Annotated in this window: 20 protein-coding genes; 10 read left to right on the forward strand and 10 right to left on the reverse strand. The window is 74.0% G+C overall.

Annotation, left to right across the window (positions count from 1 at the left end):
• The first annotated feature begins 41 nt into the window (after nucleotides 1–41).
• Nucleotides 42–1,313 (forward strand): FAD-dependent oxidoreductase, encoded by a 1,272-nt coding sequence (locus tag OKX07_RS19825; RefSeq protein ID WP_265629721.1) that lies wholly within the window; start codon nucleotides 42–44, stop codon nucleotides 1,311–1,313.
• Between the two features lie 170 nt (nucleotides 1,314–1,483).
• Here OKX07_RS19825 and OKX07_RS19830 read toward each other — a convergent pair whose 3' ends face one another.
• The 3 genes from OKX07_RS19830 to OKX07_RS19840 all read right to left on the reverse strand — a co-directional run bounded on the left by OKX07_RS19830 (nucleotide 1,484) and on the right by OKX07_RS19840 (nucleotide 4,490).
• Nucleotides 1,484–2,026 (reverse strand): DUF1990 family protein, encoded by a 543-nt coding sequence (locus OKX07_RS19830; protein WP_265629722.1) that lies wholly within the window; start codon nucleotides 2,024–2,026, stop codon nucleotides 1,484–1,486.
• Nucleotides 2,008–3,021: a YndJ family protein gene (locus OKX07_RS19835; protein WP_265629723.1), complete on the reverse strand. Its 1,014-nt coding sequence runs from the start codon at nucleotides 3,019–3,021 to the stop codon at nucleotides 2,008–2,010. Before OKX07_RS19835 ends, OKX07_RS19830 begins: the two co-directional genes overlap by 19 nt.
• Before the next feature lie 176 nt (nucleotides 3,022–3,197).
• On the reverse strand, nucleotides 3,198–4,490 hold the full coding sequence (locus OKX07_RS19840) for a cation:proton antiporter (RefSeq protein ID WP_265629724.1): 1,293 nt from the start codon (nucleotides 4,488–4,490) through the stop codon (nucleotides 3,198–3,200).
• Nucleotides 4,491–4,695: 205 nt separating this feature from the next.
• On the opposite strand from OKX07_RS19840, the gene OKX07_RS19845 reads away from it, so the two are divergent.
• Nucleotides 4,696–6,144, forward strand: coding sequence for an endo-1,4-beta-xylanase (locus OKX07_RS19845; protein ID WP_265629725.1), 1,449 nt, complete (start codon nucleotides 4,696–4,698; stop codon nucleotides 6,142–6,144).
• A gap of 81 nt (nucleotides 6,145–6,225) precedes the next feature.
• Here OKX07_RS19845 and OKX07_RS19850 read toward each other — a convergent pair whose 3' ends face one another.
• Complete coding sequence (locus tag OKX07_RS19850) at nucleotides 6,226–6,684, reverse strand: GNAT family N-acetyltransferase (protein WP_265629726.1); 459 nt, start codon at nucleotides 6,682–6,684, stop codon at nucleotides 6,226–6,228.
• 47 nt (nucleotides 6,685–6,731) lie between these two features.
• On the opposite strand from OKX07_RS19850, the gene OKX07_RS19855 reads away from it, so the two are divergent.
• Both OKX07_RS19855 and OKX07_RS19860 read left to right on the forward strand, forming a co-directional pair.
• On the forward strand, nucleotides 6,732–7,685 hold the full coding sequence (locus tag OKX07_RS19855) for a pseudouridine synthase (protein ID WP_265629727.1): 954 nt from the start codon (nucleotides 6,732–6,734) through the stop codon (nucleotides 7,683–7,685).
• 205 nt (nucleotides 7,686–7,890) lie between these two features.
• Complete coding sequence (locus OKX07_RS19860) at nucleotides 7,891–9,213, forward strand: FAD-binding oxidoreductase (RefSeq protein WP_265629728.1); 1,323 nt, start codon at nucleotides 7,891–7,893, stop codon at nucleotides 9,211–9,213.
• Nucleotides 9,214–9,261: 48 nt separating this feature from the next.
• On the opposite strand, the gene OKX07_RS19865 is transcribed toward OKX07_RS19860, so the two are convergent.
• On the reverse strand, nucleotides 9,262–10,284 hold the full coding sequence (locus OKX07_RS19865) for an ALF repeat-containing protein (protein ID WP_265629729.1): 1,023 nt from the start codon (nucleotides 10,282–10,284) through the stop codon (nucleotides 9,262–9,264).
• Between the two features lie 151 nt (nucleotides 10,285–10,435).
• Here OKX07_RS19865 and OKX07_RS19870 point away from each other — a divergent pair, with 151 nt between their 5' ends.
• Genes OKX07_RS19870 through OKX07_RS19880 form a run of 3 tightly spaced genes read left to right on the forward strand, consistent with a single transcriptional unit; the run spans nucleotide 10,436 to nucleotide 11,912 of the window.
• A complete protein-coding gene (locus tag OKX07_RS19870; protein ID WP_265629730.1) occupies nucleotides 10,436–10,777 on the forward strand; it encodes an ArsR/SmtB family transcription factor in 342 nt (113 codons plus the stop codon).
• 5 nt (nucleotides 10,778–10,782) lie between these two features.
• On the forward strand, nucleotides 10,783–11,292 hold the full coding sequence (locus OKX07_RS19875) for an SRPBCC family protein (RefSeq protein ID WP_265629731.1): 510 nt from the start codon (nucleotides 10,783–10,785) through the stop codon (nucleotides 11,290–11,292).
• Nucleotides 11,292–11,912, forward strand: coding sequence for a dihydrofolate reductase family protein (locus tag OKX07_RS19880; protein ID WP_265629732.1), 621 nt, complete (start codon nucleotides 11,292–11,294; stop codon nucleotides 11,910–11,912). Before OKX07_RS19875 ends, OKX07_RS19880 begins: the two co-directional genes overlap by 1 nt.
• A gap of 21 nt (nucleotides 11,913–11,933) precedes the next feature.
• On the opposite strand, the gene OKX07_RS19885 is transcribed toward OKX07_RS19880, so the two are convergent.
• Entirely contained in the window at nucleotides 11,934–12,806 is an 873-nt protein-coding gene (locus OKX07_RS19885; RefSeq protein ID WP_265629733.1) for an oxidoreductase, read from the reverse strand.
• A 125-nt stretch (nucleotides 12,807–12,931) separates the two neighbouring features.
• Between OKX07_RS19885 and OKX07_RS19890 the strand changes: the two genes are divergently transcribed.
• The 3 genes from OKX07_RS19890 to OKX07_RS19900 all read left to right on the forward strand — a co-directional run bounded on the left by OKX07_RS19890 (nucleotide 12,932) and on the right by OKX07_RS19900 (nucleotide 16,444).
• Nucleotides 12,932–13,351 (forward strand): winged helix-turn-helix transcriptional regulator, encoded by a 420-nt coding sequence (locus OKX07_RS19890; protein WP_265629734.1) that lies wholly within the window; start codon nucleotides 12,932–12,934, stop codon nucleotides 13,349–13,351.
• A gap of 258 nt (nucleotides 13,352–13,609) precedes the next feature.
• On the forward strand, nucleotides 13,610–15,778 hold the full coding sequence (locus OKX07_RS19895) for a cellulase family glycosylhydrolase (RefSeq protein WP_265629735.1): 2,169 nt from the start codon (nucleotides 13,610–13,612) through the stop codon (nucleotides 15,776–15,778).
• A 90-nt stretch (nucleotides 15,779–15,868) separates the two neighbouring features.
• Entirely contained in the window at nucleotides 15,869–16,444 is a 576-nt protein-coding gene (locus OKX07_RS19900; protein ID WP_265629736.1) for a TetR/AcrR family transcriptional regulator, read from the forward strand.
• Between the two features lie 48 nt (nucleotides 16,445–16,492).
• Here the strand turns inward: OKX07_RS19900 and OKX07_RS19905 are convergent, their stop codons facing one another.
• The 4 genes from OKX07_RS19905 to OKX07_RS19920 all read right to left on the reverse strand — a co-directional run bounded on the left by OKX07_RS19905 (nucleotide 16,493) and on the right by OKX07_RS19920 (nucleotide 23,912).
• Nucleotides 16,493–19,063: a S8 family serine peptidase gene (locus tag OKX07_RS19905; protein WP_265629737.1), complete on the reverse strand. Its 2,571-nt coding sequence runs from the start codon at nucleotides 19,061–19,063 to the stop codon at nucleotides 16,493–16,495.
• A 319-nt stretch (nucleotides 19,064–19,382) separates the two neighbouring features.
• On the reverse strand, nucleotides 19,383–19,922 hold the full coding sequence (locus OKX07_RS19910) for a TetR-like C-terminal domain-containing protein (protein ID WP_265629738.1): 540 nt from the start codon (nucleotides 19,920–19,922) through the stop codon (nucleotides 19,383–19,385).
• Between the two features lie 305 nt (nucleotides 19,923–20,227).
• Nucleotides 20,228–22,549: an endo-1,4-beta-xylanase gene (locus OKX07_RS19915; protein ID WP_265629739.1), complete on the reverse strand. Its 2,322-nt coding sequence runs from the start codon at nucleotides 22,547–22,549 to the stop codon at nucleotides 20,228–20,230.
• Between the two features lie 187 nt (nucleotides 22,550–22,736).
• Nucleotides 22,737–23,912, reverse strand: coding sequence for a VOC family protein (locus OKX07_RS19920; protein WP_265629740.1), 1,176 nt, complete (start codon nucleotides 23,910–23,912; stop codon nucleotides 22,737–22,739).
• Between the last annotated feature and the right edge of the window lie 43 nt (nucleotides 23,913–23,955).

Consider the following 23,955-nt stretch of genomic DNA (forward strand, 5'->3'; position numbering starts at 1 on the left):
CACGTCGCGACGACGAGGAGCCCGACAGCAGGGGTGCGACCATGACGACGGACGAGCACCCGAGCGGTCCCGGCGGGCGGACCACGTGCGCGATCGTCGGCGGCGGCCCCGCCGGGCTGATGCTGGGCCTCCTCCTGGCGCGCGCGGGGGTCCACGTCACCGTGCTGGAGAGGCACGCCGACTTCCTGCGCGACTTCCGTGGCGACACCGTCCACCCGACGACCCTCGCGGCCCTGGAGGACCTCGGCCTCCTGGACCGGTTCCTCGCGCTGCCGCACTCACGGGTCGAGCAGGTCGCGACGCCGGACGCCGCAGGCCGACCGGTGGTCGTCAGCGACCTCACCCGCCTGCGCGTGCGGCACCCGTACATCGCGATGGTCCCGCAGTGGGACTTCCTCGATTTGCTCGCCGACGCCGCGCAGGCCGAGGGCACGTTCACGCTGCTCCGGGAGCACGAGGTGACGGGCGTGGTCCGCACGGGGGCCCGCGTGACGGGCGTCGCGTACGCCACACCCGACGGCGCGGGTGAGCTGCACGCCGACCTCGTCGTCGCGTGCGACGGGCGCTGGTCGGTGGTCCGGCGCGCGACCGGGCTGCGCAGCAGGCGGTTCCCCGTCCCGTTCGACGTGTGGTGGTTCAAGGTCCCGACGAGCCGGCCCGTCGGGGCGTCGCTCGTGCCGCGGATCGGCCACGGACGGGCCCTGATCACCATCCCGCGCGAGGGCTACCTCCAGATGGCCCTCCTGGGTCGCAAGGGCGAGGACGACGCGTTGCGCGCCCGCGGGATCGAGGCGCTCCGCGCGGAGGTGGCGACGATCATGCCGACGGTGGCCGACGACCTCGACCGGCTGGCGTCGATGGACGACGTCAAGCACCTCGACGTGCGGCTCGAGCGGCTGCGGCGCTGGTCCGCCCCGGGTGTGCTGTGCCTCGGTGACGCGGCCCACGCGATGTCGCCCGTCGGCGGCGTCGGCATCAACCTCGCCATCCAGGACGCGATCGCGGCCGCACGGCTGCTCGCGGTGCCGCTGCGTGACGGTCGGTTCCGTGGCCGCTTCCCGACGCGCCTCGTGGCGCGCGTGCAGGCCCGCCGCCGCCTCCCGACCGCGGTGCTCCAGAACCTGCAGCGCGTCATGCACGCCCGTGCGATCGTCCCGGCGCTGAACGGCGACGACCAGGGGATGCCGGACGGGGCCGCCCGGCTGTTCCGGCGGTTCCCCGCCCTGTCGGTGCTGCCCGCCCTGCTCATCGGGGTGGGGCCGCGCCCGGAGCGCATCCCCTCGTGGGCGGTCAGAGCCGGCGGCGGTGCGTGAGGACCGGGTAGCAGCCTGACGCCCGCGGTGTCCGACAGGTGTCCGACAGGTGGGACGGGTCGTGGTCGAGACCGGCCTGGGTCGGGATTTGAGGCCGGGACGACGACCCAGGCCGGTCTCGATGAGGCGGTGTCTCACGACGTGGGCAGAGGGCCTGCCCTCCGGCGTCGTCAGGGCTGCGTGCCGGGGCGGCGGCCGTGGAGCCGACGCGCGGCGCGTGCGAGCAGGCGGACGTAGACGCCCTGCCCGAGCGGCACGGCGGGCCCGAGGACGCCCACCCAGGCCGACGCCGGCCGGCTGTACGCCTCGACCTCGAGCCAGACGTCGCCGTCACGGCGGACCACGCGGAACGCCTCCTCACCCATGAAGGGGTGGCGCGGGAGCGTGCCGTAGCCGAACCCCTCCTCGTCCACCCACAGCACCCGGCAGGGCGCGTGCAGCGCGACCGGTCCCACCCCGAGCAGCGTCACGACGCGCCGCCCGGGGGACGCGGGGCCGTCGGCCCGCACGCGCACGCCGGCGGCGCGGTGCACCCGCCACGCACGGAGGTCGTCCGCCAGGGCGGCGCGGTCCGCCTCGTCGCCGCCCGCCACCACGCGGTGGCGGGCGCGCAGCACCCGGAAGCCGGGCGGCACCCCCGCTCGGGTCCACGCCGCACCGGCGCGCTCCCGTGTCGCGCCGACGGGCACGTACGTCAGGTCCTCCGGCGCCACGGTCCTCCACCTCCCCCTCGGGTCGGCCCGGCGAGCGCCGGGTCGGGTCCGGTCACGTCGGGTCCGGTCACGTTGGGTCCGGTCACGTCGGCAGCGGTCAGGTCGGCAGCGGTGACGTCGGGTGCGGCACCCGCACGCAGCCGGAGCGCGACGAGCGACCCGAGGACGACCGCGAGCGCGTTGACCGCGCCGTGGGTGGCGACCATCCACGACAGGTCCGGGTGGGCGATCCCGGTGACCTCGCCGACCGCCCACCACAGTGCCAGCGTCATCGCGACCACGCTCCCCAACCCGGCGACGGCGGCCCACGCGGCCGCCGCGGCGGGCCCACCACGCGCGGCGTCCGCGCGGGCGGCCTGCCACGCCGCGGCCGCCGCGCACCAGATCCCTGCCGTGAGCACGACGGTCCCGACCAGCTCCGCCTCGTCGGAGACGAGGTAGCCGACGAGGACGGCGACGACACCCAGGGTCACGCCCCCGGCCCCGGCGCGGGCGAGGACGCTCCCGCCGGCCGCCTCGGCGCGGACGGCCAGGCCGGCGGCGAGGCACGCCCCGAACCCGGCGAACAGCATGTGCGGCACGGTGAGCAGCAGGATGTCCCCGTCGAAGCCGAGCACGGCCGCACCCGCGCGGTCGGCGACGAGGGCGAGCGCCCCCACCGCCGTGACGGCGAGCGCGACCGTGACGGCGACGTCGGACGTCGACGGACGGCGCCTGCGCGGGACCGTCCACGCCTGCGCCGCCGTGGCGAGCAGCACGACGGTGAGCGCCGCGAACGGCACCGCGAGGGTCACGGCCCCGGGACCTCGGGGGAGCAGGAGCGCCAGGGTGGCCCCACCGCCGGCGAGCGGCCAGGCGAGCGAGCGCGGTCGGGGCACCCGGAGCGCACCCGCGGCGTCGAGCAGGCGCAGCCCGAGGGGCAGCACGACGACGGCCCCGAGGGCGACGGCCGCCTGGACGCCGACGAGGGCCGCGGGCGCGAGCTGCTCAGCCACGTCGCTCCGCCCTGCGCTCCGCCCTGCGACGCGGGGGGCGACGCGGGCGGCGGGACGGGTGCCGAGGTCGGGAGGGTCGAGGTGCGCACCGGAGGGTCACCACCCCAGTGAACACGTTCATCTGAACATGTTCAACAGCGTCCGAGACAGAACTGGGACACCCGGCACCGCACGGGTCAGACGGGCGTCTCGGCCGGGTCGCCGCCCGTGGCGCGCGCCAGGCGCTCACGTCGACGGTCCAGCGCACGCATCGCCGGCGTCGCGGCGGCCCCGTGGATCAGCACCGACCCGACGACCCCGAGCGCCACGATCCCCCACAGCCGGTCGGCATCCGCGAACTCGCCCTCCTGGACGGCGTACGCGACGTAGAACAGCGACCCGACCCCTCGCACGCCGAAGAACGCCACCACCGCGCGCTCCCCCGGCCCGGTCCGCGCACCCCGCAGCGCGATCCACCCCGCGACGGGACGCACCACCAGCAGGAACACCAGGACCAGACCCACCTCGGCCCAGCCGAAGCCGCTGAACGCCCCGCGCACCAGCGCCCCGCCCAGGAGCACGATCACGGCCACCGTGAGCAGCCGCTCGATCTGCTCGACGAACGCGTGCAGCACCTTGTGGTACTCGTGGTCACGCTCCGTGCCCCGCAGGGCCACCGCGCACACGAACACCGCGACGAACCCGTACCCCTCGGCCAGCTCGGCCACGCCGTACGCGAGGAACGTCGCCGCGAGCGCGACGAAGCCCTGGGTGTGCTCGGTGATCCGCAGCCGGTCGGCGAAGGAGGAGAAGAACAGGCGACCGAGCAGCCACCCCACGAGGAACCCGATCGCGACACCCACGCCCAGTCGCCACACGACGTCGAGCAGGAACCAGTGACCCAGCCACGCCCCCGGCGCCAGCCCCGAGAGGCTGACGGCGATCGCCGCGTAGGTGAAGGGGAACGCGAGGCCGTCGTTGAGGCCGGCCTCGGAGGTCAGGGCGAAGCGCGCCTCGTCGTCCTGCGTCCCGGGTTCGTCGACCGGCTCGCTCACCTGGACCTCGGTCGCGAGCACCGGGTCGGTCGGGGCGAGCGCCGCCGCCAGCAGGAGGGCGCTCGCGGCGCCGAGCCCGAGCGCCGCCCACCCGAGCACCCCGACCGCGATCATCGACAGCGGCATGGTGATCGCGAGCAGCCGCCAGGTCGTGCCCCACGTCCGCCACGCGAACGGGCGGTTGATCGCCAGGCCCGCGCCCATCAGGGACACGATCACGCAGACCTCGGTCAGGTGGAGCGCGATGTCGGGGTGCTCGGTGGGGCTGGGGTCCGGGAGCTGGGGAAGCAGCCAGAAGCCCAGCGCGCCCATCCCCAGGAACACGGCGGGCATGGACATCGGCGCGCGGCGCAGCAGACGCGGCAGCACGGCCGCGGCCAGGGTGGCTACGCCGACGGCGAGGAAGACCGAGGCTGGGCCGTCGACCGGGAGCACCTGCACACGGTAGAGGCACGAGGCGCGACCGGCCCGACGAGGGTCGGTGGCGGGCGGGCAGGCCTCCGCGACGGCCCCAGGTGTCGGGCGCTCCGTCGAAACATCAAACGTTTCGTGCGTTGACGGACATACCCCCGAGACCGAGAGTGGACCTCCGCCGACCGGCTCACTGCTGAGCCGGCGCTCGGCTGATCAAGGAGGAACGATGACCCCCCCATCCACGCTCCGACCCGGGCGCGCGCGCGCCGCCCGCGGCGCATCCGCCGTCGCCATCCTGGCGCTCGTGGTCTCCGCTGCTGCGGCGATCCCCGCCGCCGCGGCCGGCTCGACGCTCCAGGACGCCGCCGAGGACCGCAACCGCTACTTCGGCACGGCGATCGCCGCGAACCGGCTGAGCGACTCGACCTACTCGACCATCGCGAACCGTGAGTTCAACATGATCACGGCCGAGAACGAGATGAAGATGGACGCGACCGAGCCGAACCAGAACCAGTTCAGCTACGGCAACGGCGACCGCATCCTCACCTGGGCCCAGCAGAACGGCAAGCAGGTCCGTGGGCACGCGCTCGCGTGGTACTCGCAGCAGCCCGGCTGGATGCAGCGCATGGAGGGCTCGAGCCTGCGCCAGGCGATGCTCAACCACGTCACGCAGGTCGCGACGCACTACAAGGGCAAGATCTACGCCTGGGACGTCGTGAACGAGGCGTTCGCGGACGGCAGCTCCGGCGGCCGCCGCGACTCGAACCTCGAGCGCACCGGCAGCGACTGGATCGAGGCGGCCTTCCGCGCGGCTCGTGCGGCCGACCCGGGCGCCATCCTCTGCTACAACGACTACAACACCGACGACTGGACGCACGCCAAGACGCAGGGCGTCTACCGCATGGTCAGCGACTTCAAGTCCCGCGGGGTCCCGATCGACTGTGTCGGCCTGCAGTCGCACTTCAACCCGCAGAGCCCGGTGCCGGCCAACTACCAGACGACCATCGAGCGCTTCGCGGCCCTCGGCGTGGACGTCCAGATCACCGAGCTCGACATCGAGGGCTCCGGCCAGCAGCAGGCGGAGAACTTCCGCAAGGTCACCCAGGCGTGCCTCAACGTCCCCCGCTGCACCGGCATCACGGTGTGGGGCGTGCGTGACACCGACTCGTGGCGTGCCTCGGGCACCCCGCTGCTGTTCGACGGCTCGGGCAACAAGAAGGCCGCGTACACCGCGGTCCTCGACACGCTGAACAACGGGGTGGAGCCGACGCCGACGCCGACGCCCACGCGGACGTCCACCCCCACGCCGACGCCGACGCCGACGCAGTCGTCCACCCCGACGCCGACGCCGACGCAGTCGTCCACCCCGACGCCCACGCCGACGCAGACGTCGAACCCGGGCGGCGCCTGCTCCGCCGCACTGACCATCGCGAACGCGTGGCCGGGCGGCTACCAGGGCACCGTCACGGTGAGGGCCGGCTCCTCCGCGATCAACGGATGGCGCGTCACCCTGCCGGGCGGCGTCTCGACCAACAACGTCTGGAACGGCGTCATCTCCGGCAGCGTCGTGTCGAACGCGCCGTACAACGGCTCCATCGGCAGCGGCCAGTCGACGACCTTCGGGTTCATCGGCAACGGCAGCGCACCGGGCGCGAGCTCGCTGACCTGCAGCTGATCAGGTCCGCCTCACCGGCTCCGCGCCGGGCGTGACAGCGGCGCCGCACCTCCGGGTGCGGCGCCGCTGTCGTGCGCAGGCTCAGGGAGCGTCCGGCGCCCGACGCATCGGCACGTGGGGGATGCCGTCCTCGGCGAACGGGGCGCCGTCCACGACGAAGCCGAACCGGCCGTACCAGTCGGCGAGGTGCGCCTGGGCGTCGAGCACCACGGGCGCCCGCGGGTCGATCTCCGCGCACCGCGCGAGGGCGCGGCGCACGAGCTCCGAGGCGACGCCGTGCGAGCGAGCGCGTGCGGCCGTCGCCACGCGGCCCACCCGCAGCGCGCCGTCGGTGTCGCGCAGGACGCGGAGCGTCGCGAGGACGTCCGACCCGTCGGCGGCCCAGTGCTGCTCGGCACCCTCCTCGACGTCGCGGCCGTCGAGGTCCGGGTAGGCGGCGGCCTGCTCGACGACGAAGACGTCGACGCGCAGGCGGAGGATCCCGTAGAGCGTCCGGGGATCGAGCTGGGCCACGGCGCCCCGGTGGTAGGTCACGAGCACCCGACGACGGTAGCCGGACCGCCGACCCCGCCTCGTACCATCGACGCGTGCCACCCCGCTCCCCCCTCCCGGCACGCCACGGCCTGGCGGCCGCCCGCCTGCGCACCCCGGACCGCGTCCGCGCGGCCACGGACCCGTGGCCGACGATGGGCGCGTGGCTGCGTCACCGCCTCCCCGAGCACGTCGACGTGCCGGGGATGCTCGGGCAGGGGCGCTTCGTCGACGAGGACGGCCGCGCCCTGCGCGACGACGACCCGTACGCGCCCGCCCGGCACGTGTGGTTCCACCGGGACCTGCGCGACGAGCCGGTGGTGCCCGGTGAGATCCACGTGGTGCACCGCGACGAACGCCTCGTCGTCGTCGACAAGCCGCCGTTCCTGTCGACGATCCCGCGGGGCTCGCACGTCATGCAGAGCGTCGTGGTCCGGCTGCGCGCCGCGCTGGACCTGCCCGAGCTCTCGCCGCTGCACCGCCTCGACCGCGTGACGTCCGGCCTGCTCATGCTCGCGACCGAGCAGCGCTGGCGCGGCGCCTACCAGACGGCCTTCGAGCGCCGCGCGGTGGACAAGACGTACCGGGCGCTCGCGCCGCTGCGCGCCGACCTCGCGCTGCCGACGGTCGTGCGCGACCACATCCACAAGGAGCGTGGCACCTGGTGCGCCGAGGTGGTGCCCGGCGCCCCCGTCAACGCCGAGACGCACGTCGCGCTCGAGCGCGAGGTCGACGGCCGGGGCGTCTACCGGCTGACCCCGCGCACGGGCCGCACGCACCAGCTGCGCCTGCACCTGGCCGGGCTGGGCATCGCGATCGTCGGCGACCCCCTGTACCCGGTCGTGCGCGACGTCGCCGTCGACGACTTCCGCCACCCGCTCCAGCTCCTCGCCGCGGAGGTCGCGTTCACCGACCCCGTCGACGGGCAGCACCGGGAGTTCCGCAGCGTGCGGTCGCTGCCGCTGGTGGCGCAGGACGGCGGCGACCGGGCCGCGTCGGCAGGGCCGTAGCCGACCACGACGTCGCGCACGCCTCCGCACCCACCGACCTCATGAACCCGGTCGACCCCGCGGCCGCCGCCCGGGACGTCGCCGACCGCCGCGTCGCCGAGCACCCCGAGCTCCATCCGTCGATGCCAGGCGGGTCCGGCCACACGCCGACAGTCCCCGGCCACGACCCTTGGCAGACCGGCCCGGCAGTCGACAGAGTGGTGGCATGCCGACGGCCGGGCCTCTGCCCACCCTGTTCGAGGGCGACGTCCTGCTCCCCGGCTCGCCCGGGTACGACGTCGCGCGTGCCGTGTGGAACGGCGCCGTGGACCGCCGACCGGCGTACGTGGTCCGGTGCGCCGGCACCGACGACGTGCGCGCCGCGGTCCGGGTGGCGCGCGATCGCGGCCTGCCGCTGGGCGTGAAGGGCGGCGGGCACAGCGCGGCGGGGTGGGCGGTGCCCGACGGCGGTCTGCTGATCGACCTGTCCCGGATGCGGGGCGTCGTCGTCGACCCGGTCGCCCGCACCGCGCAGGTGCAGGGCGGTGCGCTGCTCGGGTCGCTCGACGCGGCCACGCAGCCGTACGGGCTCGCGACGACCGCGGGGATCGTGTCGCACACCGGCATCGGCGGGCTGGCCCTCGGTGGTGGCGTCGGCTGGCTGGCCCGGATGGTGGGCCTGACCTGCGACAACGCGCTCGGGTTCGAGGTCGTCACCGCCGGCGGCACGGTCGTCCACGCGACGCCCGAGGAGCACCCGGACCTGTTCTGGGGGCTGCGGGGCGGGGGCGGCAACTTCGGCGTCGTCACGCGTTTCGACCTCCGGCTGCACGACGTGGGCACGCAGGCGCTCACCGCCGAGGTGGACCTCGACCCCGCGTCCGGGCTCGACGCGCTCCGGACCTGGCTGGCGTCGGCGTACGACGCCCCGCGGCCCGCGACGCTCCTCGCTCAGGTGCGCGCGGGCGGCCCGCTCACGCTCGGGCTGGTCTGGGTCGGTGCGCCCGCCGCCGCCGCACCGCTGGTCGCGCTGCTCGACGGCCTCGGTACCCCCCTGGCCCGCCGGGTCGCGCCGCTGAGCTACCTCGACCTGCAGCGCCGGTCCGACGTCGGCGCGGCGCACGGCCACCGGCGCTACATCAAGAGCCACTACGTCGGGGACCTGCCCGACGCGGCGCTCGAGGCGTTCCTCGCCCATGCCGACGCCGACGTGGGGTCGGCGACCCTCCTGGGGTACGGCGGCGCCATCGCGGACGTCGAGGCGGGGGCGACGGCGTTCCCGCACCGCGAGGCGCGCTTCGAGTACGACGTCAGCGCCCGGTGGGACGACCCGGCCGATGACGAGCGTCACGTCGCCACGTGCCGGCGGCTCTCCGCGACGATCGCGCCGTGGAGCGTCGGCGTGTACGTCAACGCGCTCGGGGCCGAGGGGGGCGCGGCCGTGCACCGCGCGTACGGCGCGGCCACGTACGCGCGCCTCCAGCAGGTGAAGTCGGCGTGGGACCCGGACAACATCTTCCGGCTCAACCAGAACGTCCCGCCCGCCTGAGCGGTCGGCCCCGACGGGCGACGGCGTCGCCTGGTCGGCCGATCGTGCTCAGGCCTGACGCCGCCGACGGGCGAGGACCAGGAGGCCCGCACCGGCGAGGACCGCGGTCGCGGCGAGCGCGGCCAGGGGCGCGTCGGCGGACGAGCCCGTGGCGGCGAGCACGGCCGTGCGCCGGGCGGCCGGCGCGGGCTGCGCCGCGGGTGCGGCGGGTGCGGGTGCAGCGGGTGCGGGTGCGGGTGCGGCCGGGGCGGGCGCAGCAGGAGCAGGTGCGGCCGGGGCAGGTGCAGCCGGGGCGGGCACAGCGGGCACCGGCGCGGCCGGCGCAGGTGCGGCCGCCGCCTCCGCGTCGATCGCGCGTGCCACGAACTGCCCGTGGAGGATGAACTCGCGCAGCTCGGCGGGCGTGCCGTTCAGCGCCACCTGCGCCGCCGCGTCGAGCGCCGGACCGCTGTTGTCCGAGGCGCCGGTCAGCATCCTCGCGGCTGCTCGCCGGTCGTCCAGGAACTGCGCCCGGGGCAGGACGGTGGCCAGGAAGTCGGCCCACACCGCGGGGTCGTCGCTGTCCAGGGCCTGCTGGGCGGCTCCCCTGACGGCGGAACCGGTGGCGGCTGCGAGGACGCGCTCGATCTCCGCGCGGTCGTCGGCGGCCTGCGCCTGGGCCAGGCCGGTCGACAGGAAGTCGGACCATGCCTGGGGGCTGCCCTTCAGCGCCTCCTGCAGGCCGGCCTCGACCGCCGGACCGTGCGGCGCGTCGAGCAGGCGCGCCAACCGGATGCGCTCGTCGGTGTACCACGCGGACCAGAAGCCCCCGTCGACGAAGGCCCGCAGCTCCTCGATCGTGCCGGCCAACGCACGCGCCGCGGCCAGGGGCGTCGACGGGCCGTCGGTGGACGCCGCGAGGACCTCCGCCCAGGCGCGGTACTCCTCGTCCGTCGTCCCCTGGAACCCCGCCTGGACGAAGGCCCGGGTCTCGGCGGCGGGCGCCGCGGCCGTCGCGGAGACCGCGCCGACGCCCAGGCCCAGCATCGACAGCACCGCGACCAGGCCGAACACGCGCATGAGCTTGCGCACCAGGACACACTCCTCGTCGATCACACCATGGGGGGCGGCACGGCGTCCGCCAGGGACCGCCCGTGCCGCGCCAGACGCTACCGGGTTTGCGCCCTTTGCGAGGTCGGTTGCACAACCTTGACGCATTCCGATATCGGCATACGATGGCTCCATGGCACGAGCAGCGACGACGTCGGACGTCTTCAACGCGATCGCCGAACCGCAGCGCCGCCAGATCCTGGTCCTGCTGCGGGCGGGCGAGCGGCCCGTGACCGAGCTGGCCCGGGAGCTGGGCATGACCCAACCCGGGGCGTCCAAGCACCTGCGGGTGCTCCGGGAGGTCGGGCTGGTGCAGGACCGCAGGGCAGGCAAGCAGCGTCTGTACGGGCTCGACGCCCGCGGGCTGCGGCCGGTCCACGCGTGGACCGGCGGGTTCGAGCAGTTCTGGAACGAGAGCTTCGACCGGCTGGACGCGTACGTGCAGGACCTCGAGCAGGAACGGCAGGAGGAGTGAGGCGCATGGCAGCGACACGACGCGACACACCCGCGGCGACGACGGCGACGGTCGACCGCGAGATCGTGGTCTCCCGGCTCATCGGGGCCCCCCGGGACCGGGTGTTCGAGGCGTTCACCGAGGTCCGGCACCTGTCGCACTGGTGGGGGCCGGACGGGTTCACCACCACCACGCGGGCGTTCGAGTTCCGCGTCGGGGGCGAGTGGGACTTCGTCATGCACGGACCGGACGGGACGGACTACCCGGAGTGGATCCGCTGGACCGAGATCGCCCGGCCGGAGCGCATCGCGCTGCTGCACGGCGAGTCCGCCGACGACCCGAACGCCTTCGCGTCCACGCTCACGTTCACCATCGACGGCGCCGCGACCCTGCTCGAGATGCGCACGGTCTTCCCCACCCGGGAGGCGCGCGACGAGGCTGTCGAGAAGTACCACGCGGTCGAGGGTGGCCTGCAGACGCTGGGCAACCTGGCGGCCTACGTCACCGCGACGGGCCCGACGGGGGTGGCGGGCTGATGGCCGGCAAGGTGTTCTTCAGCGTGTCGATGTCGCTGGACGGCTACATCGCGCCGGAGTCCCTCGAGGACCTGATGGGCCCGCAGTGGCGCGAGCTGCAGCAGTGGGTCTTCCCGCAGCGGTTCTTCCGGGAGAACCTCGGGCTCGGCGAGGGCGGCGAGGAGGGGCGCGACAACGACATCCTGCGGGAGACGTTCGAGCGCACGGGCGCCAGCGTGATGGGCCGGCGCATGTTCGACGCGGGCGAGGAGGCGTGGCCGGACGAGGCGCCGTTCCACACCCCGGTCTTCGTCGTGACGCACGCGAGGCGCGACCCGTGGGAGCGCCCGGGCGGGACCACCTTCCACTTCGTCGACGACGGCATCGCGTCCGCGCTCGACCAGGCCCGCGAGGCCGCCGGCGACCGCGACGTGCGCATCGCGGGCGGGGCGGCGACGATCCTGCAGTACGTCAACGCGGGCCTGGTCGACGAGTTCTCGATCGCGCTCTCCCCCGTGCTGTTCGGCTCCGGGATCCACCTGTTCGAGGGCGTGGACGCGAGCCGCGTGTCCCTGGAGCCGGTGCGCGCCGAGCCGACGCAGCGCGTGACCCATCTGACGTACGCCGTCCGGACGCGCTGACGGCCCGCATCTCCCCCGTCGTCAGCGGCCGATGCCGTCCAGCTCGGCCACGTCCTCGTCGGACAGGACGAGGCCCGCGCCCGCGACGTTCTCGCGCAGGTGCGCCGCCGACGACGTGCCGGGGATGAGCAGGACGTTCGGCGAGCGCTGGAGCAGCCACGCCAGCGCGACGGACATCCGCGTGGCGCCGAGCCGGGCGGCGACGCCCGCGAGCGTCTCGGACTGCAGCGGCGTGAAGCCGCCGAGCGGGAAGAACGGCACGTAGGCGATGCCGTCGGCCGCGAGCGCGTCGACCAGGTCGTCGTCGTGGCGGTGGGCGAGGTTGTACAGGTTCTGCACGCACACGACGGTGCCGACGGCCCGCGCCTCGGCGACCTGCTCCGCCGTGACGTTGCTGAGGCCGAAGTGCCGGATCAGCCCCTGCTGCTGCAGCTCGACGAGGGTGGCGAACGCCTCGGCCGGCGAGCCGGGGCGGGGGCCCTCGGCGTCGCCCATGCGCAGGTTGACGAGGTCGAGCCGGTCGACGCCGAGCCCGTCGAGGTTCTCGTGCACCTGCCGGCGCAGGTCGTGGGCGCTCCGGGCCGTCGGCCACCCGCCCTGCCCGTCGCGGTCGGCCCCGACCTTGGTGGCGATCAGCAGGTCCTCGGGGTACGGGTGCAGCGCGGTGCGGATCAGCTCGTTCGTGACGTGGGGCCCGTAGGCGGCGCTGGTGTCGACGTGCGTGATGCCGAGCTCCACGGCCGCGCGGAGCACGGCGAGGGCGGCCTCGGGGTCGGCGGGCGGGCCCATCACCCAGGGACCGGCGAGCTGCATCGCGCCGTACCCGAACCGGGTGACCGTCAGGTCGCCGAGGGCCCACGTGCCGCCGGGGAGGGAGAGGGTGCTGGTGGTCATGTGTCTGCCTGTCGACGTCGTCGGTGGTGCCGATCGGCACCGGTGACTACCCTGAGTGCACCTGCTTCCTCTTGGGAAGTAGTTACCTGAAAGTGCGTAGGTATCCGATCGAGACGGGACGGGCCATGACGAAGACCGCTGCACAGCGCCGGGCGGACGCGAAGGTGGAGTACGACGCCTTCCTCGCGGTGTGCCCGAGCCAGCAGCTGCTCGCCCGCATCTCCGACAAGTGGGTGACCCTCGTCCTGTCCGCGCTCGGCAACGGGCACGACGGCGACGGCGGCCCCCGGCCGATGCGGTACTCGGAGCTCGCCCGGGTGCTCGCCGGGGTGAGCCCGAAGATGCTGGCCCAGACCCTGCGGACGCTCGAGAAGGACGGCCTGATCACCCGGACCGCGACGGCGACGGTCCCCGTGACGGTGACGTACGAGCTCACCGAGCTCGGGCTGTCCCTGCTGGGGACGGTGCGTGAGCTCAAGCGATGGGCCCAGGCCCACATGGACGAGGTCCTCACCCACCGCGCCCGCCACGAGGCCACCCCCTGACCACCGGCCCCAACCGCCATCCCAGAAGTGGTCGCACAACTGACCACTTCCGGGTTCCCGACGTCGGAATGTGACCACTCCCGATGCATTGTGGGCCGCCCGCGGGCCGCTCTATTGCGGAGGGTGGGGCGCAATTTTCGGTCCCTGTGCTCGCGACGTGCTAAATGTTTCGTCACTGGTTCTGCTGGTCCGGCCCCCTTACTTTTCAGCGCGGGAGCATCCGTTGTCATCGGGCAGCGGAATCGGCGAGGAGACCTCATGTTCACAGCGGGACACCCAGGGCGGGTCCGCAAGCGCTTCACCATCCTCGTCGGTGCGCTGGCAGCGCTGCTGGTGGGCAGCGGTCTGACGGCCGCGAGCGCCGACGCCGCTGCCGGGTGCCGCGTCGCCTACACGGCGCCGGCGCAGTGGCCGGGCGGCTTCACCGCCGACGTGAAGGTGACCAACCTCGGCGACGCGCTCAGCGGCTGGCGGGTGGCGTGGACGTTCCCGTCGGGCCAGCGGGTGACGCAGGCGTGGAACGCGACGACCACCGCGACGGGCAGCCAGGTCGTCGCCACCAACATGGGCTACAACGCGGCCGTGCCGACGGGCGCGACGATCTCCTTCGGCTTCAACGGCGCCTGGACCGGCACCAACGCCGCGCCCACGGCATTCACCCTCAACGGGGTGGCGTGCACCGGGCAGGTGGGCGAGACGCCGACGCCGACGGCCACCCCGACCCCGTCGCCGACGGCCACCGCGACACCGACGCCGACGCCCACGACGTCGCCGCGACCGACCCCGTCGCCCACGCCCACGCCGTCACCGACCCCCAGCCCCACCCCCACGTCGCCGCCGCTCGACGCGATGGCGACCGTCGCCGCGATGCAGCCCGGGTGGAACCTGGGCAACACCCTCGACGCGATCCCGGACGAGACCGCGTGGGGCAACCCGCTGACCACCCAGGCGCTGCTGCACCACGTGGCGTCGCAGGGCTACAACAGCATCCGCATCCCGGTGACGTGGAACGGTCACCACGGCCCGGCGCCCGACTACACGATCGACCCGGCGTGGCTGGCCCGCGTCGAGCAGATCGTCGACTGGTCCCTGGACGAGGACCTCTACGTGATGCTCAACCTGCACCACGACTCGTGGGAGTGGATCGACTCGTACCCGGCCGACCGGGCCGCCGTCCTGGCGCGTTACCAGGCGCTGTGGGACCAGCTCGCCACCACGTTCCGCGACCACTCGTCCCGGCTCGTGCTCGAGAGCATCAACGAGCCCCAGTTCGCGGACAGCACGGACGCGCAGGGTGACGTGTACACCCAGGAGCTCAACACCGACTTCGTCGAGCGCGTCCGCGCCACCGGCGGGGGGAACGCCACGCGTCTGCTCGTCCTGCCGACGCTGCACACCAGCAGCGAGCAGCCCCGGCTGGACGCGCTGGCGGCCACGATCGACGAGCTCGACGACCCGAACCTCGCCACGACCGTGCACTTCTACGGATGGTGGCCGTTCAGCGTGAACATCGCAGGCGGCACCCGCTACAGCGCCGACGTCGAGCAGGACCTCGTCGCCTCGTTCGACCGCGTGACCAGCACGTTCGTCGAGCGGGACATCCCCGTCATCATCGGGGAGTGGGCCCTGCTCGCCTGGGACCACACCCGGCCGGGCATCATCCAGCGCGGCGAGTTCCTCAAGTACCTCGAGGCCGTCGGGTACCACGCGCGCATCCGTGGCCTGACGACGATGGTCTGGGACGCCGGGCAGTTCCTGGAGCGCAGCACGCTGCGATGGCGGGACGCAGGCGTGCACGCCATGATGCGGTCGAGCTGGACGGACCGGTCCGGCACCGCGTCGTCGGACCAGGTGTACCTGCCGCCTACCGGCGCCGTCCCCTCCCGGTCGCTCACGCTGAACCTCAACGGCACGCGCTTCCAGGGGCTCCGGCACGGCGGGACGGTGCTGACCAACGGGACCGACTACACGGTCGACGGCGACCGGCTGACCCTGACCGCCGCGACCCTGTCACGGCTGGCCGGCGACCGCGCCTACGGCGTCAACGCGACCGTCCAGGCGTGGTTCTCGCAGGGCGTTCCGTGGGACATCGACATCATCACCGCGCAGACGCCGACGCTGGGCGCCGCGACCGGCACCACCGGCTCGTTCCTCATCCCCACGCAGTTCCACGGGGACACGCTGGCCACGATGGAGGCGAGGTACGACGACGGCTCGAACGCCGGCCCCGCCTCGTGGACGTCGTACAAGGAGTTCTGGAGCAACTTCCGGCCCGACGTCGCCGCCGGGACCATCCTGCTGACGCCGGACTTCTTCAACGAGGTCACCGACGGCCGCGTCACCCTCACGTTCCACTTCTGGAGCGGCGAGCAGGTGACGTACGTGATCACGCGAACGGGCACGACGATCGTCGGCGCCCCGGCCTGACCGGCGCGAGCAGAGTGTGAAGGGTTGTTGCCGCAGTCCGGCAACAACCCTTCACACTCTCGTCGACGACCCCCTCGGTACGATCAGCAGGTGCCAGCCCGGACGGCGGATCCTGCAGCGACGAAGGCCGCGATCCTCGCCGTCGCGCGGCGGCAGTTCGGGCAGCTCGGCATCGACCGCACCACGATCCGTTCCGTCGCGGGCGGTGCGGGTGTCGACCCGGCCCTCGTCATGCACTACTTCGGCAGCAAGGACGGGCTGTTCCGGGCCGCGTCACGCGTCGACCTCGAGATGCCCGACCTGACCGGGCTGGCACCGGAGGAGGTCGCAGGCGTCGTCGTCCCGTTGTTCGTGCAGATGTGGGGCCCCGACGGTCCCCTGCTGCCCCTGCTGCGCGCCGCGGCCTCCGACCCCAGCGCGGCCGCCGCGCTCGCCGAGATCTTCGCCCACCGTGTTGCGCCCCGCCTCGCGGCCCTCGCGGTCGACAGCCCCGAGGAGCGCGCCGCGCTCATCGGTGCGCACCTGGTGGGCGTCGCCGTGGCCCGGCACATCATCGGGGTCCCGTCGCTGGCGCAGATGGACGACGCGACCCTCGCCGCCTGGCTGGGGCCGGTGTTCGCGCACTACCTGACGGCGGTGCGCCCTGCCGCGCCCGGTGGTCCGTGACCGCGCGCCGGTGACCCGCGTCGAGAGCAGGCACCGGCGCGCGTGCACCTACGAGGTCGGCGGCGTGATCGTGAGGGCCAGCCCGTCCGTCACGACCGCCTCGAGGTTGGCGTAGACCCACGCCTCGTAGCTGACGGCGTCCCCGACGCCGATCACCGCGTTGCGTCCCGCCGTCCACGCGCCGGGCTCCACGTCGCGGTACGCGAACGTGTACCGGCCGTCGCGGTGCAGCGTCGCGCTGAACGACAGGCGTCCGCCCGGCGCACCGCCCGGCTGCAGGACGGCCACGTCGCGCCACTCGACGACGAACGTGTCCTCGGTCTGCGCGGTGTACACGCCCGCCTGCGCGTCGACGTCGAGCAGCGTGTGGAACGGGTACAGCGCCGTGTCCGGCTCGAACCGGGGCAGCGTCTCGCGCCACGACAGGTTGTGCATCTGGTCTGACCAGTCGGGGCGCGGCGCGGCGCCGAACCCGATGACGCCGTCGGTGGTGATCCACGCGCTGGCGAAGGTCTGCCCGTAGACCGTCACCGGGAACGGCAGGGGCACCTCCTGGGCTGCGCCCTGCTGCCCCGTGACCGGCACGAGCTGGTCGCCCGCGCGGTACTCCCCCGTGAGCGTGCACGTGTACCCGAACGGGTCGGTCCGCGGGTCGAGGGTGAGGTCGACGGTGGTGCGCGCGGCGACCTCGACGGTCCGGCGGGCCGGCAGCGAGCACCGGTCGGGCGTGGTGACGTCGAGCGCGGCCGTGCCTGTCGGGACCGTCAGGCGGTAGCGCCCGTCGGTACCCGTGCGGACGCTCGCCGGTGAGCCGACGACGGCGACGGTCGCACCCGCGACGGGCGCGCCGTCCGCACCCCGCACCACGCCCGTGACCTTGCCCGACGGCACCCGGTCGACGGTGAGCGTCACCGTGGGGGCGGGGCCCGCGGGCACGGTGACACGACCGGTGGCCGTCTCGTGCCCGAAGGTCGTGACCTCGAAGGCGTACTCGCCCGGCAGCATGCGGTCGAGCTGCGCGACGCCGTCGGCGCCCGTCGTGATCACCTTGTCGCGCGGGCCGGTGAGCACCACGGTGGCGTCGGCGAGCGGACGCCGCGTCCCCGCCTCGCGGACGACCGTCCGGACGCCCCCGAGCCCGGCGCGCGGTGCCGCCTGCACCGCCGCGTACACGTCGAGCAGCCCGTGACCGGCGACGTTGTTGAGCTCGGCCGTGCCACCGCAGTCGAGCAGCGTGAGCGGGTGCGCGGTGCCGTCCAGGACCGCGCGCGTCGCGGCGACGTCACCGTCGAGCTCCGGGGCCGCGGACCACAGCAGCGCGACGGCTCCGGCCACCGCCGGTGCGGCCATGGACGTGCCGGTCATCAGCTCGTACCCGCCGGTCCAGGAGGCCGAGAGGATGTCCGTGCCCGGCGCCGAGATGTCGGGCTTGATGCGGCCGTCCGACGTGGGCCCGCGGCTCGAGCTGGCGTTGATCGCGTCGGAGGAGTCCGTGTTGCCGACCGCGTAGGCGTCGGCCAGCGACGTCGGCCACGCGACGGTCTCGCAGGCGCGCGACGCCCCGTCGTTGCCGGCGCCGAACGTGGGGAAGATTCCGGCTGCGACCCAGGCGGCCAGCATGTCGGCGTAGAACTCGGGCTCGTTGTACCGCCAGGAGTTGTTCACGACGTCGGGGGCGAGGTCGGGACGCGGGTTGCGGCCTTCCTGGTCGGTCGGCGCGAGCATCCACTGCCCGGCCTCGAGCTTGTCCTCCATGGTGTCGGCGCGCGCGGCGATCCAGCGTGCGCCCGGCGCGACGCCCGTCTGGTACGCGCCGTCGGCCGTGGCGCCCACCTGGATGCCCATGACGTGGGTGCCGTGCCCGTTCTCGTCGCACGGCACGCCCGCAGGGCAGTCACCGCTGGCGTCGAACCAGCTGTAGTCATGGGTGACGTGGCCGCTGCTGTGGTGGCCGCGGTAGCTGCCGAGCAGCGCGGGGTGGTCGAACTCCACACCGGTGTCGATGTTCGCGATCACCACACCCTCGCCCCGCACGCCGAGCTCGTCCCACACCCGGTCGGCACCGATGCGCCGGACGTTCCACGTGACGCCGGGGCCGTCGGCCGCGGTCGGTGCGGGTGTCCCGGGCGCCGGGGGTGCCTCGGGGGCGGCGTCGGGCTCGAGGCGCACGACGTCCGGGCGGCGCGCGAGGTCGGCGACCAGGTCGCGGTCGCCCGTGACGTGGATGACGTTCGCGATCCAGAACGGTGTGAAGTCCGCGTCACGGTCGTGCAGGAACTCCCGGACGTCGTCCTGGGCGCGGTCGGTGTCGGCGATCAGGGTGCGCCGCACGTACGCGCCCTTGGCCGCCTTGGTGTCGAGCTCGTCGGCAGCGGACAGGTCGGCGTCACCGGCGACGGTGACCCAGAACGTGGTGGGTCCGCCGTCCGCGAGCTGCGCGTCCAGCGCGTCGGCGACCTTGTCGGACGCCGCGGCGGCGGGCACGGCGGCGGCGGGCACGGCGGTGCGCGGCGTACCGGCGACCGCCGCGCCCGGCGTGAGTGCCGCGAGACCGAGCGCAGCGAGCACGGCCAGGGCGGCCGGTCGGCGTCGGCGCGACGGGTGTCGTGTCGGGGTCATGGGGGTCGTCTCCTCCGTCAGGGCCGGCGCCGCGGGCGGGCCCGCGAGCGCCGCAGGCGGACCTGCGGGCGGCGCGGGGGTGCGCGCGACCGAGCGCCACCCCGGAACTGACGGGGCGAGCGTTGTTGCTCGGAGGCGGCCGGCGATCGATGGTTCCCGGTCGGGACCCGAGCTGTTCAACGCTCGTTGAATACGACATTACGGACGCCTCGGATGAGAGTCAACGGGCGCCGGACGACCAGGAGGTGGCGGACGTGTGGTGATCCGGTGGTCGCCGTCGGCACGTTCGTCGCGGGCGCGACGTCCGCCGCGCTGACCGTCAGCCCTGCGCGGGGGTGGTCTCGTCGGTCCACCGGGTGAGGGCGACGACGAACCCGCGGACGAGGCGGTCGAAGCTCCGGTCGACGTCGGCGCTCCAGGCGAACGCGCCCGCGGTCTCGTAGGAGATGAACCCGTGCAGGGTCGAGCGGAAGGCGCGGATCGCGTCGACCGCGTCGTCGCCCTCGAGCTGGTAGGCGGTCAGGACGTCGGCGATCACGCGGATCGCCGCGAGCGAGACGGCCTCGTCCTCGACGTCGCCCGGGGCGGGCATCAGGTTGGACGCCTCGTACCGGGCCGGGTGCTGCAGCGCCCAGGACCGGTAGGCGTGCGACATCGCGGAGATGGCGTCGGCGCCCGAGCGTCCCACCGAGGCGCGGGCGAGCACCTCTCCCAGGTCGCGCTTCGCGCGGACGGCGATGTCGCGGCGCAGGCCGCCCAGCGAGTCGATGTGCTTGTACAGCGAGGGCTGCCGCACCCCCAGCCGGACCGCGAGGGCGGCCAGCGTGAGCTTGCCGAGACCGACCTCGTCGGCCAGCACGGCCGCTTCGCCCGCGACACGGTCGCGGTTCAGTCCTGCCCTAGGCACGGGCCACGACCGGGGCGCTCCGGACGGGTGAGCTCCCTTGCTCTCGAGTGTCCATGCGGCTAGGTAACACCCCCTTGAAGGCTAGCGTCAATAGCCTCGGGAGCGGCACGGTCCCGAGCAACCCCGCCGCACGGCCGTCCACGCCGCCCCCGCCGGCCGCGCCGACGGAAGGTCGGAGTGTGAGGAGCTGCTGCCGCATCCCGGCAACAGCTCCTCACACTCTCGCCGACCGTGCGTCGACCGGCGTCCGCGCCCGCTCAGCCGCAGGTGGCGCCCGTGTGCCCGGCCTCGTACGTCGAGCGGGCGAGCTGCCAGCCGACGACGGTGACGCCCGTGACGCTCACGTGCCCGGCGGCCAGGCTCGCCGCCGGTGCGGTCCACGTCCGGTCGAACGACGCCCCGGGCAGCAGGACCCGTGCCGCGGTCGACCGCCACGGGGTCGTCGCGACGACGAGGATCGGCACGCGCTCGGCGTTGCGCACGTGCACGGTGAGCTGCGGCCGCCCGGCGACGCACCGCGCCTCCGCCGACACGCCGAGGGCGACCGCGCGCGGCGTCCCGGGCGGCGCCGACGGGGTCACCGGGGCCGAGGGTGCGGAGGGCTCCGAGTCGCCCGCGGCGTTCGTCGCGACGACCGTGAAGGTGTACGCCCGTCCGTTCGTCAGGCCGGGGACGACGCACGACGTCCCGTCGGTCGTGCACGTCGCGCCGCCCGGTGACGCGGTGACGGTCGACCCGGTGACCGGGCTGCCGCCGTCCTCGGCGGGCGCCGTCCACGCCACCGTCGCGGTACCGGAGCCGGCGGTGGCCTGCACGGTCGTCGGTGCCGACGGGGCGGTCGCCGGGGGCGGGACCTCACCGGGCCACGTCACGAGGACCTCGGCGCCCGTGGCGGAGACCTCCGCCACGGTGATCGCGTTGATCGAGAACGCGTTGCCCCCCGCACCGCCGCGGATCCCGATGTTGCCGATGAGCCCGTCGGCGGGCTGCGTCCCGTCGAGCGTGATCTCGGTGACCAGGTCGTAGCTGCCCATGTTGACCATGCCGCTGTTGAAGTACGCGGGGATGTGCGTGGCGACCTGGCCGGCGGAGTACTGGTGGGTGTTGATCGCCGCGCCGTCGGCGCTGGTGTAGCCGCCGTTGGTGTTGTCCCGCAGCCAGCGGACGCGGATCGCCGTCGTCCCCTTGGCGGTGTAGTTCACCGTCACGCGGTACGTCGCGCCGGGCTCGGGTCGCAGCACGACCTCGCCGTCGTCGGTCGTCGACCACGGCCACACGGACGCGTCGTCGCCGAGGACGATGTTGGCGCCGCTCCAGGAGTCGCCTTCCGAGGTGTCGAAGACGTGGACGCCCGGGACCGGCGGGCGCTCCTCGCCGCCCGAGGTGTCGATGTACTCGTGGGTGGCGAGGAACTCGGTCGGGTACAGGATGCCCAGGAGCGCGAGCTTCGCGTTGCCGTCGTAGTCGTACGGCATGGCGAACTCCCCGCCCTTCCAGCCGGTGACGACGTCCCGGACGCCCGCCAGCTTCACGGCGGTGATCACCTGCGGGTTGCCCGTCGTGTTGGCCGGGCCGGCGGCGTAGTCGCGGTAGATCGAGAACAGCTCGGCGTACTTCATGCCCTGGTTGTTCTCGTTCTCCGGCGTCAGCTCGCCGGGCGGCAGGGCGATGTCCATCTCCGTGACGTTGATCTCGACGTTCCCCAACGACGCGAAGAGCGCGATGTTGGCCTCGACGGCCGCGACGTCGGTCGCCAGGTTGTAGTGGCCCTGCATGCCGATCACCTCGATCAGCGGCTTGCCGTCCGGGCGCAGGTCCGCGTGGCGCTCGTTGATGTCCTTGACCATCTCGTAGACCACGCGGGCCTTCGCCGGGGAGTCCAGCCCGAAGTCGTTGTACGTGAGCTTGACGTCCCAGCCGTTGGCGTCGACCACCTCGGCCGCCTTGAGGAACGCGAGCTCGACCCACTCGGCGCCGAGCGCCTGGTACCAGCCCTCACCCTTGGCGAGCGAGGCCCGCCAGTCGGCGGGGTTCGCGGTGCCGACCGCCTCGTTCACCACGTCGACCGCCACCAGACGGCTGCCGAAGTGTCCGAGCACGGCCTCGATGTGGGTCTCGAGGTTGTCGAGCGCGACGGCGCGGTCGAACGTGCCCGGCTGGTCGAACCGGGCCGGGGACGCGTCCCACATCCACGTGGGCGTCTGGGAGTGCCACGCCAGGGTGTGGCCGTAGAGGTCGAGGTCGGGGTTGCGCGTCGTGTACCGCGCGATGGCCGCCTCCGCCGGGTCGAACGTGAACACGCCCTTGTCCCGCTGGGTGCTCTCGGGCTTCATCTCGTTGCCCGGGGTGTACGACGCGTAGTTGTAGATCAGGCCGTCGACCTCCCCGGCGCCGAAGATGCCGAAGGAGAAGTAGTCCTCGTAGGCGTCCTTCATGGGCGGGTAGTGCTCGAACGTCTGCCCGCTGGGCGGGAGCACCGGCACGGTGGCCGCGACCGCCGGGTGGCCGGGCCCCGTCGCGGCGAGCGTCATCAGTGCCGCGAGCAGCGTGGCGAGGGCGGGCCGGGTCGCCCTCCTCACCCGGCCGGCGTCGCGGGGGGAGCGTGCTCCCCCGGTGGTGGTGACGTCCGGTCGTGAACCCGACATGGGATCCCCTCCAGGGCTTCCCCCGGCGCGCCGATGCGCCGGGGATCAGGATGGCAAACGTTCTCTGCCGCGATGCCGTCGAACCTAGTGGGCGTGGCGCGGGAGCTGTCAAGGGGCGCGGTCAACCCGCGCGGACGATCACCAGCTCGTTGCCCTCGGGATCGGCGACCCGCCAGCGGTCCTCCGACGCGTCGAGGAGCCGGCCACCGGCCGCCAGGGCCGTGTCGAGGCGTGTCCGCGCGACGTCCGACGGCACGGCGAGCTCGACGTGGATGCGGTTGCGCTGCCGGCGCCGCTGCGTCTGCGAGGCGTCGAGCTCCTGGAAGACCAGCACCGGGTTCAGGCGCCGCGGATCGAGGATGTCGCTGACGCCGGCCCGCCGGTCGGGTGTGTAGCCCAGCGCGGCGAGCCAGAACGCGCGGACCGCGTCGACGTCGGCGGCGTCGAGGAAGAGCTGGACGAAGCGCGACCGCCCCGGGTCCGCGGTGGCCCCGAGGTCGCGGGCAGCGGTCTGGAGCCGCGCGGCGAGGTCGGTGAAGTCGACCCCGAGGCCGTGGGCCTCGTCCTCCCACTGGTCCTTGCCGCTGTCCAGGACCACGAGACCGGGGCGCAGGTCGACCAGCAGCGGGAAGCCGGCGTCGTCGGCCAGCGCCGCTGCCGCGGCGGCCAGGTCACGCTGCTGCGTGGGCGCGGTGGTGCGGTAGCAGGCCATCGCGCTGAACACCGCCTGCCAGTCGTCGACCCCGACCCCCTCGCCCAGCGCCGCGCCCGGCACCAGGTCGACCTCGTTGCCGTCGGGGTCGGCGTGACAGACCCCGTACGGTCCCGACGCCTCACCAGGACGCGCCTGCTCGACCGCCGCGGCCGGCCGCACAACGTCGAGGTGGATGCGGTTGCGCAGCGGCCGCTGCTCGGTCGACTCCCGGATCCGTAGCGCGGGGTCGCGCCGCGACGGATCGACCAGGCCGCGGCCCTCGCCGGGCACGTAGTCGAGCACCTGCTGCCAGAACGGCAGCACCTGCGACGGGCGCGTGGACTCGACCACGACGCTCAGGTGCTGCAGCACGGCAGGGTCCGCGACCAGGCCGAGATCGCGTACGGCCGCCGACACCGCCTCGGCGTGCTCGTCGGAGTCGAGGCGCACCCGGATCCCGGTCGCGCGCAGGTCGACCGCGATGTCGGCCGCCAGGGCGGTGATGCGCCCGGCCGACGCCGCCCCCTCGACCAGCGACGGCGCGTCGAACCACGCCGTCGCCACCCCGTCGACGACCCGCCAGTCCCCTGCGATCTGTGGCATGCGCGGCACTGTAGAGCCCATTGCGGACGATCCCCTTCCGGGT

The sequence above is a fragment of the Cellulomonas sp. S1-8 genome (assembly GCF_026184235.1).
Classification (GTDB): domain Bacteria; phylum Actinomycetota; class Actinomycetes; order Actinomycetales; family Cellulomonadaceae; genus Cellulomonas.

Coding starts and splice junctions, on each gene's coding strand:
- OKX07_RS19920 (WP_265629740.1), bottom strand. CDS start 23,912: ATGCCACAGATCGCAGGGGACTGGCGGGTCGTCGACGGGGTGGCGACG.
- OKX07_RS19870 (WP_265629730.1), top strand. CDS start 10,436: ATGGCACGAGCAGCGACGACGTCGGACGTCTTCAACGCGATCGCCGAA.
- OKX07_RS19895 (WP_265629735.1), top strand. CDS start 13,610: ATGTTCACAGCGGGACACCCAGGGCGGGTCCGCAAGCGCTTCACCATC.
- OKX07_RS19825 (WP_265629721.1), top strand. CDS start 42: ATGACGACGGACGAGCACCCGAGCGGTCCCGGCGGGCGGACCACGTGC.
- OKX07_RS19890 (WP_265629734.1), top strand. CDS start 12,932: ATGACGAAGACCGCTGCACAGCGCCGGGCGGACGCGAAGGTGGAGTAC.
- OKX07_RS19885 (WP_265629733.1), bottom strand. CDS start 12,806: ATGACCACCAGCACCCTCTCCCTCCCCGGCGGCACGTGGGCCCTCGGC.
- OKX07_RS19905 (WP_265629737.1), bottom strand. CDS start 19,063: ATGACCCCGACACGACACCCGTCGCGCCGACGCCGACCGGCCGCCCTG.
- OKX07_RS19875 (WP_265629731.1), top strand. CDS start 10,783: ATGGCAGCGACACGACGCGACACACCCGCGGCGACGACGGCGACGGTC.
- OKX07_RS19880 (WP_265629732.1), top strand. CDS start 11,292: ATGGCCGGCAAGGTGTTCTTCAGCGTGTCGATGTCGCTGGACGGCTAC.
- OKX07_RS19860 (WP_265629728.1), top strand. CDS start 7,891: ATGCCGACGGCCGGGCCTCTGCCCACCCTGTTCGAGGGCGACGTCCTG.
- OKX07_RS19845 (WP_265629725.1), top strand. CDS start 4,696: ATGACCCCCCCATCCACGCTCCGACCCGGGCGCGCGCGCGCCGCCCGC.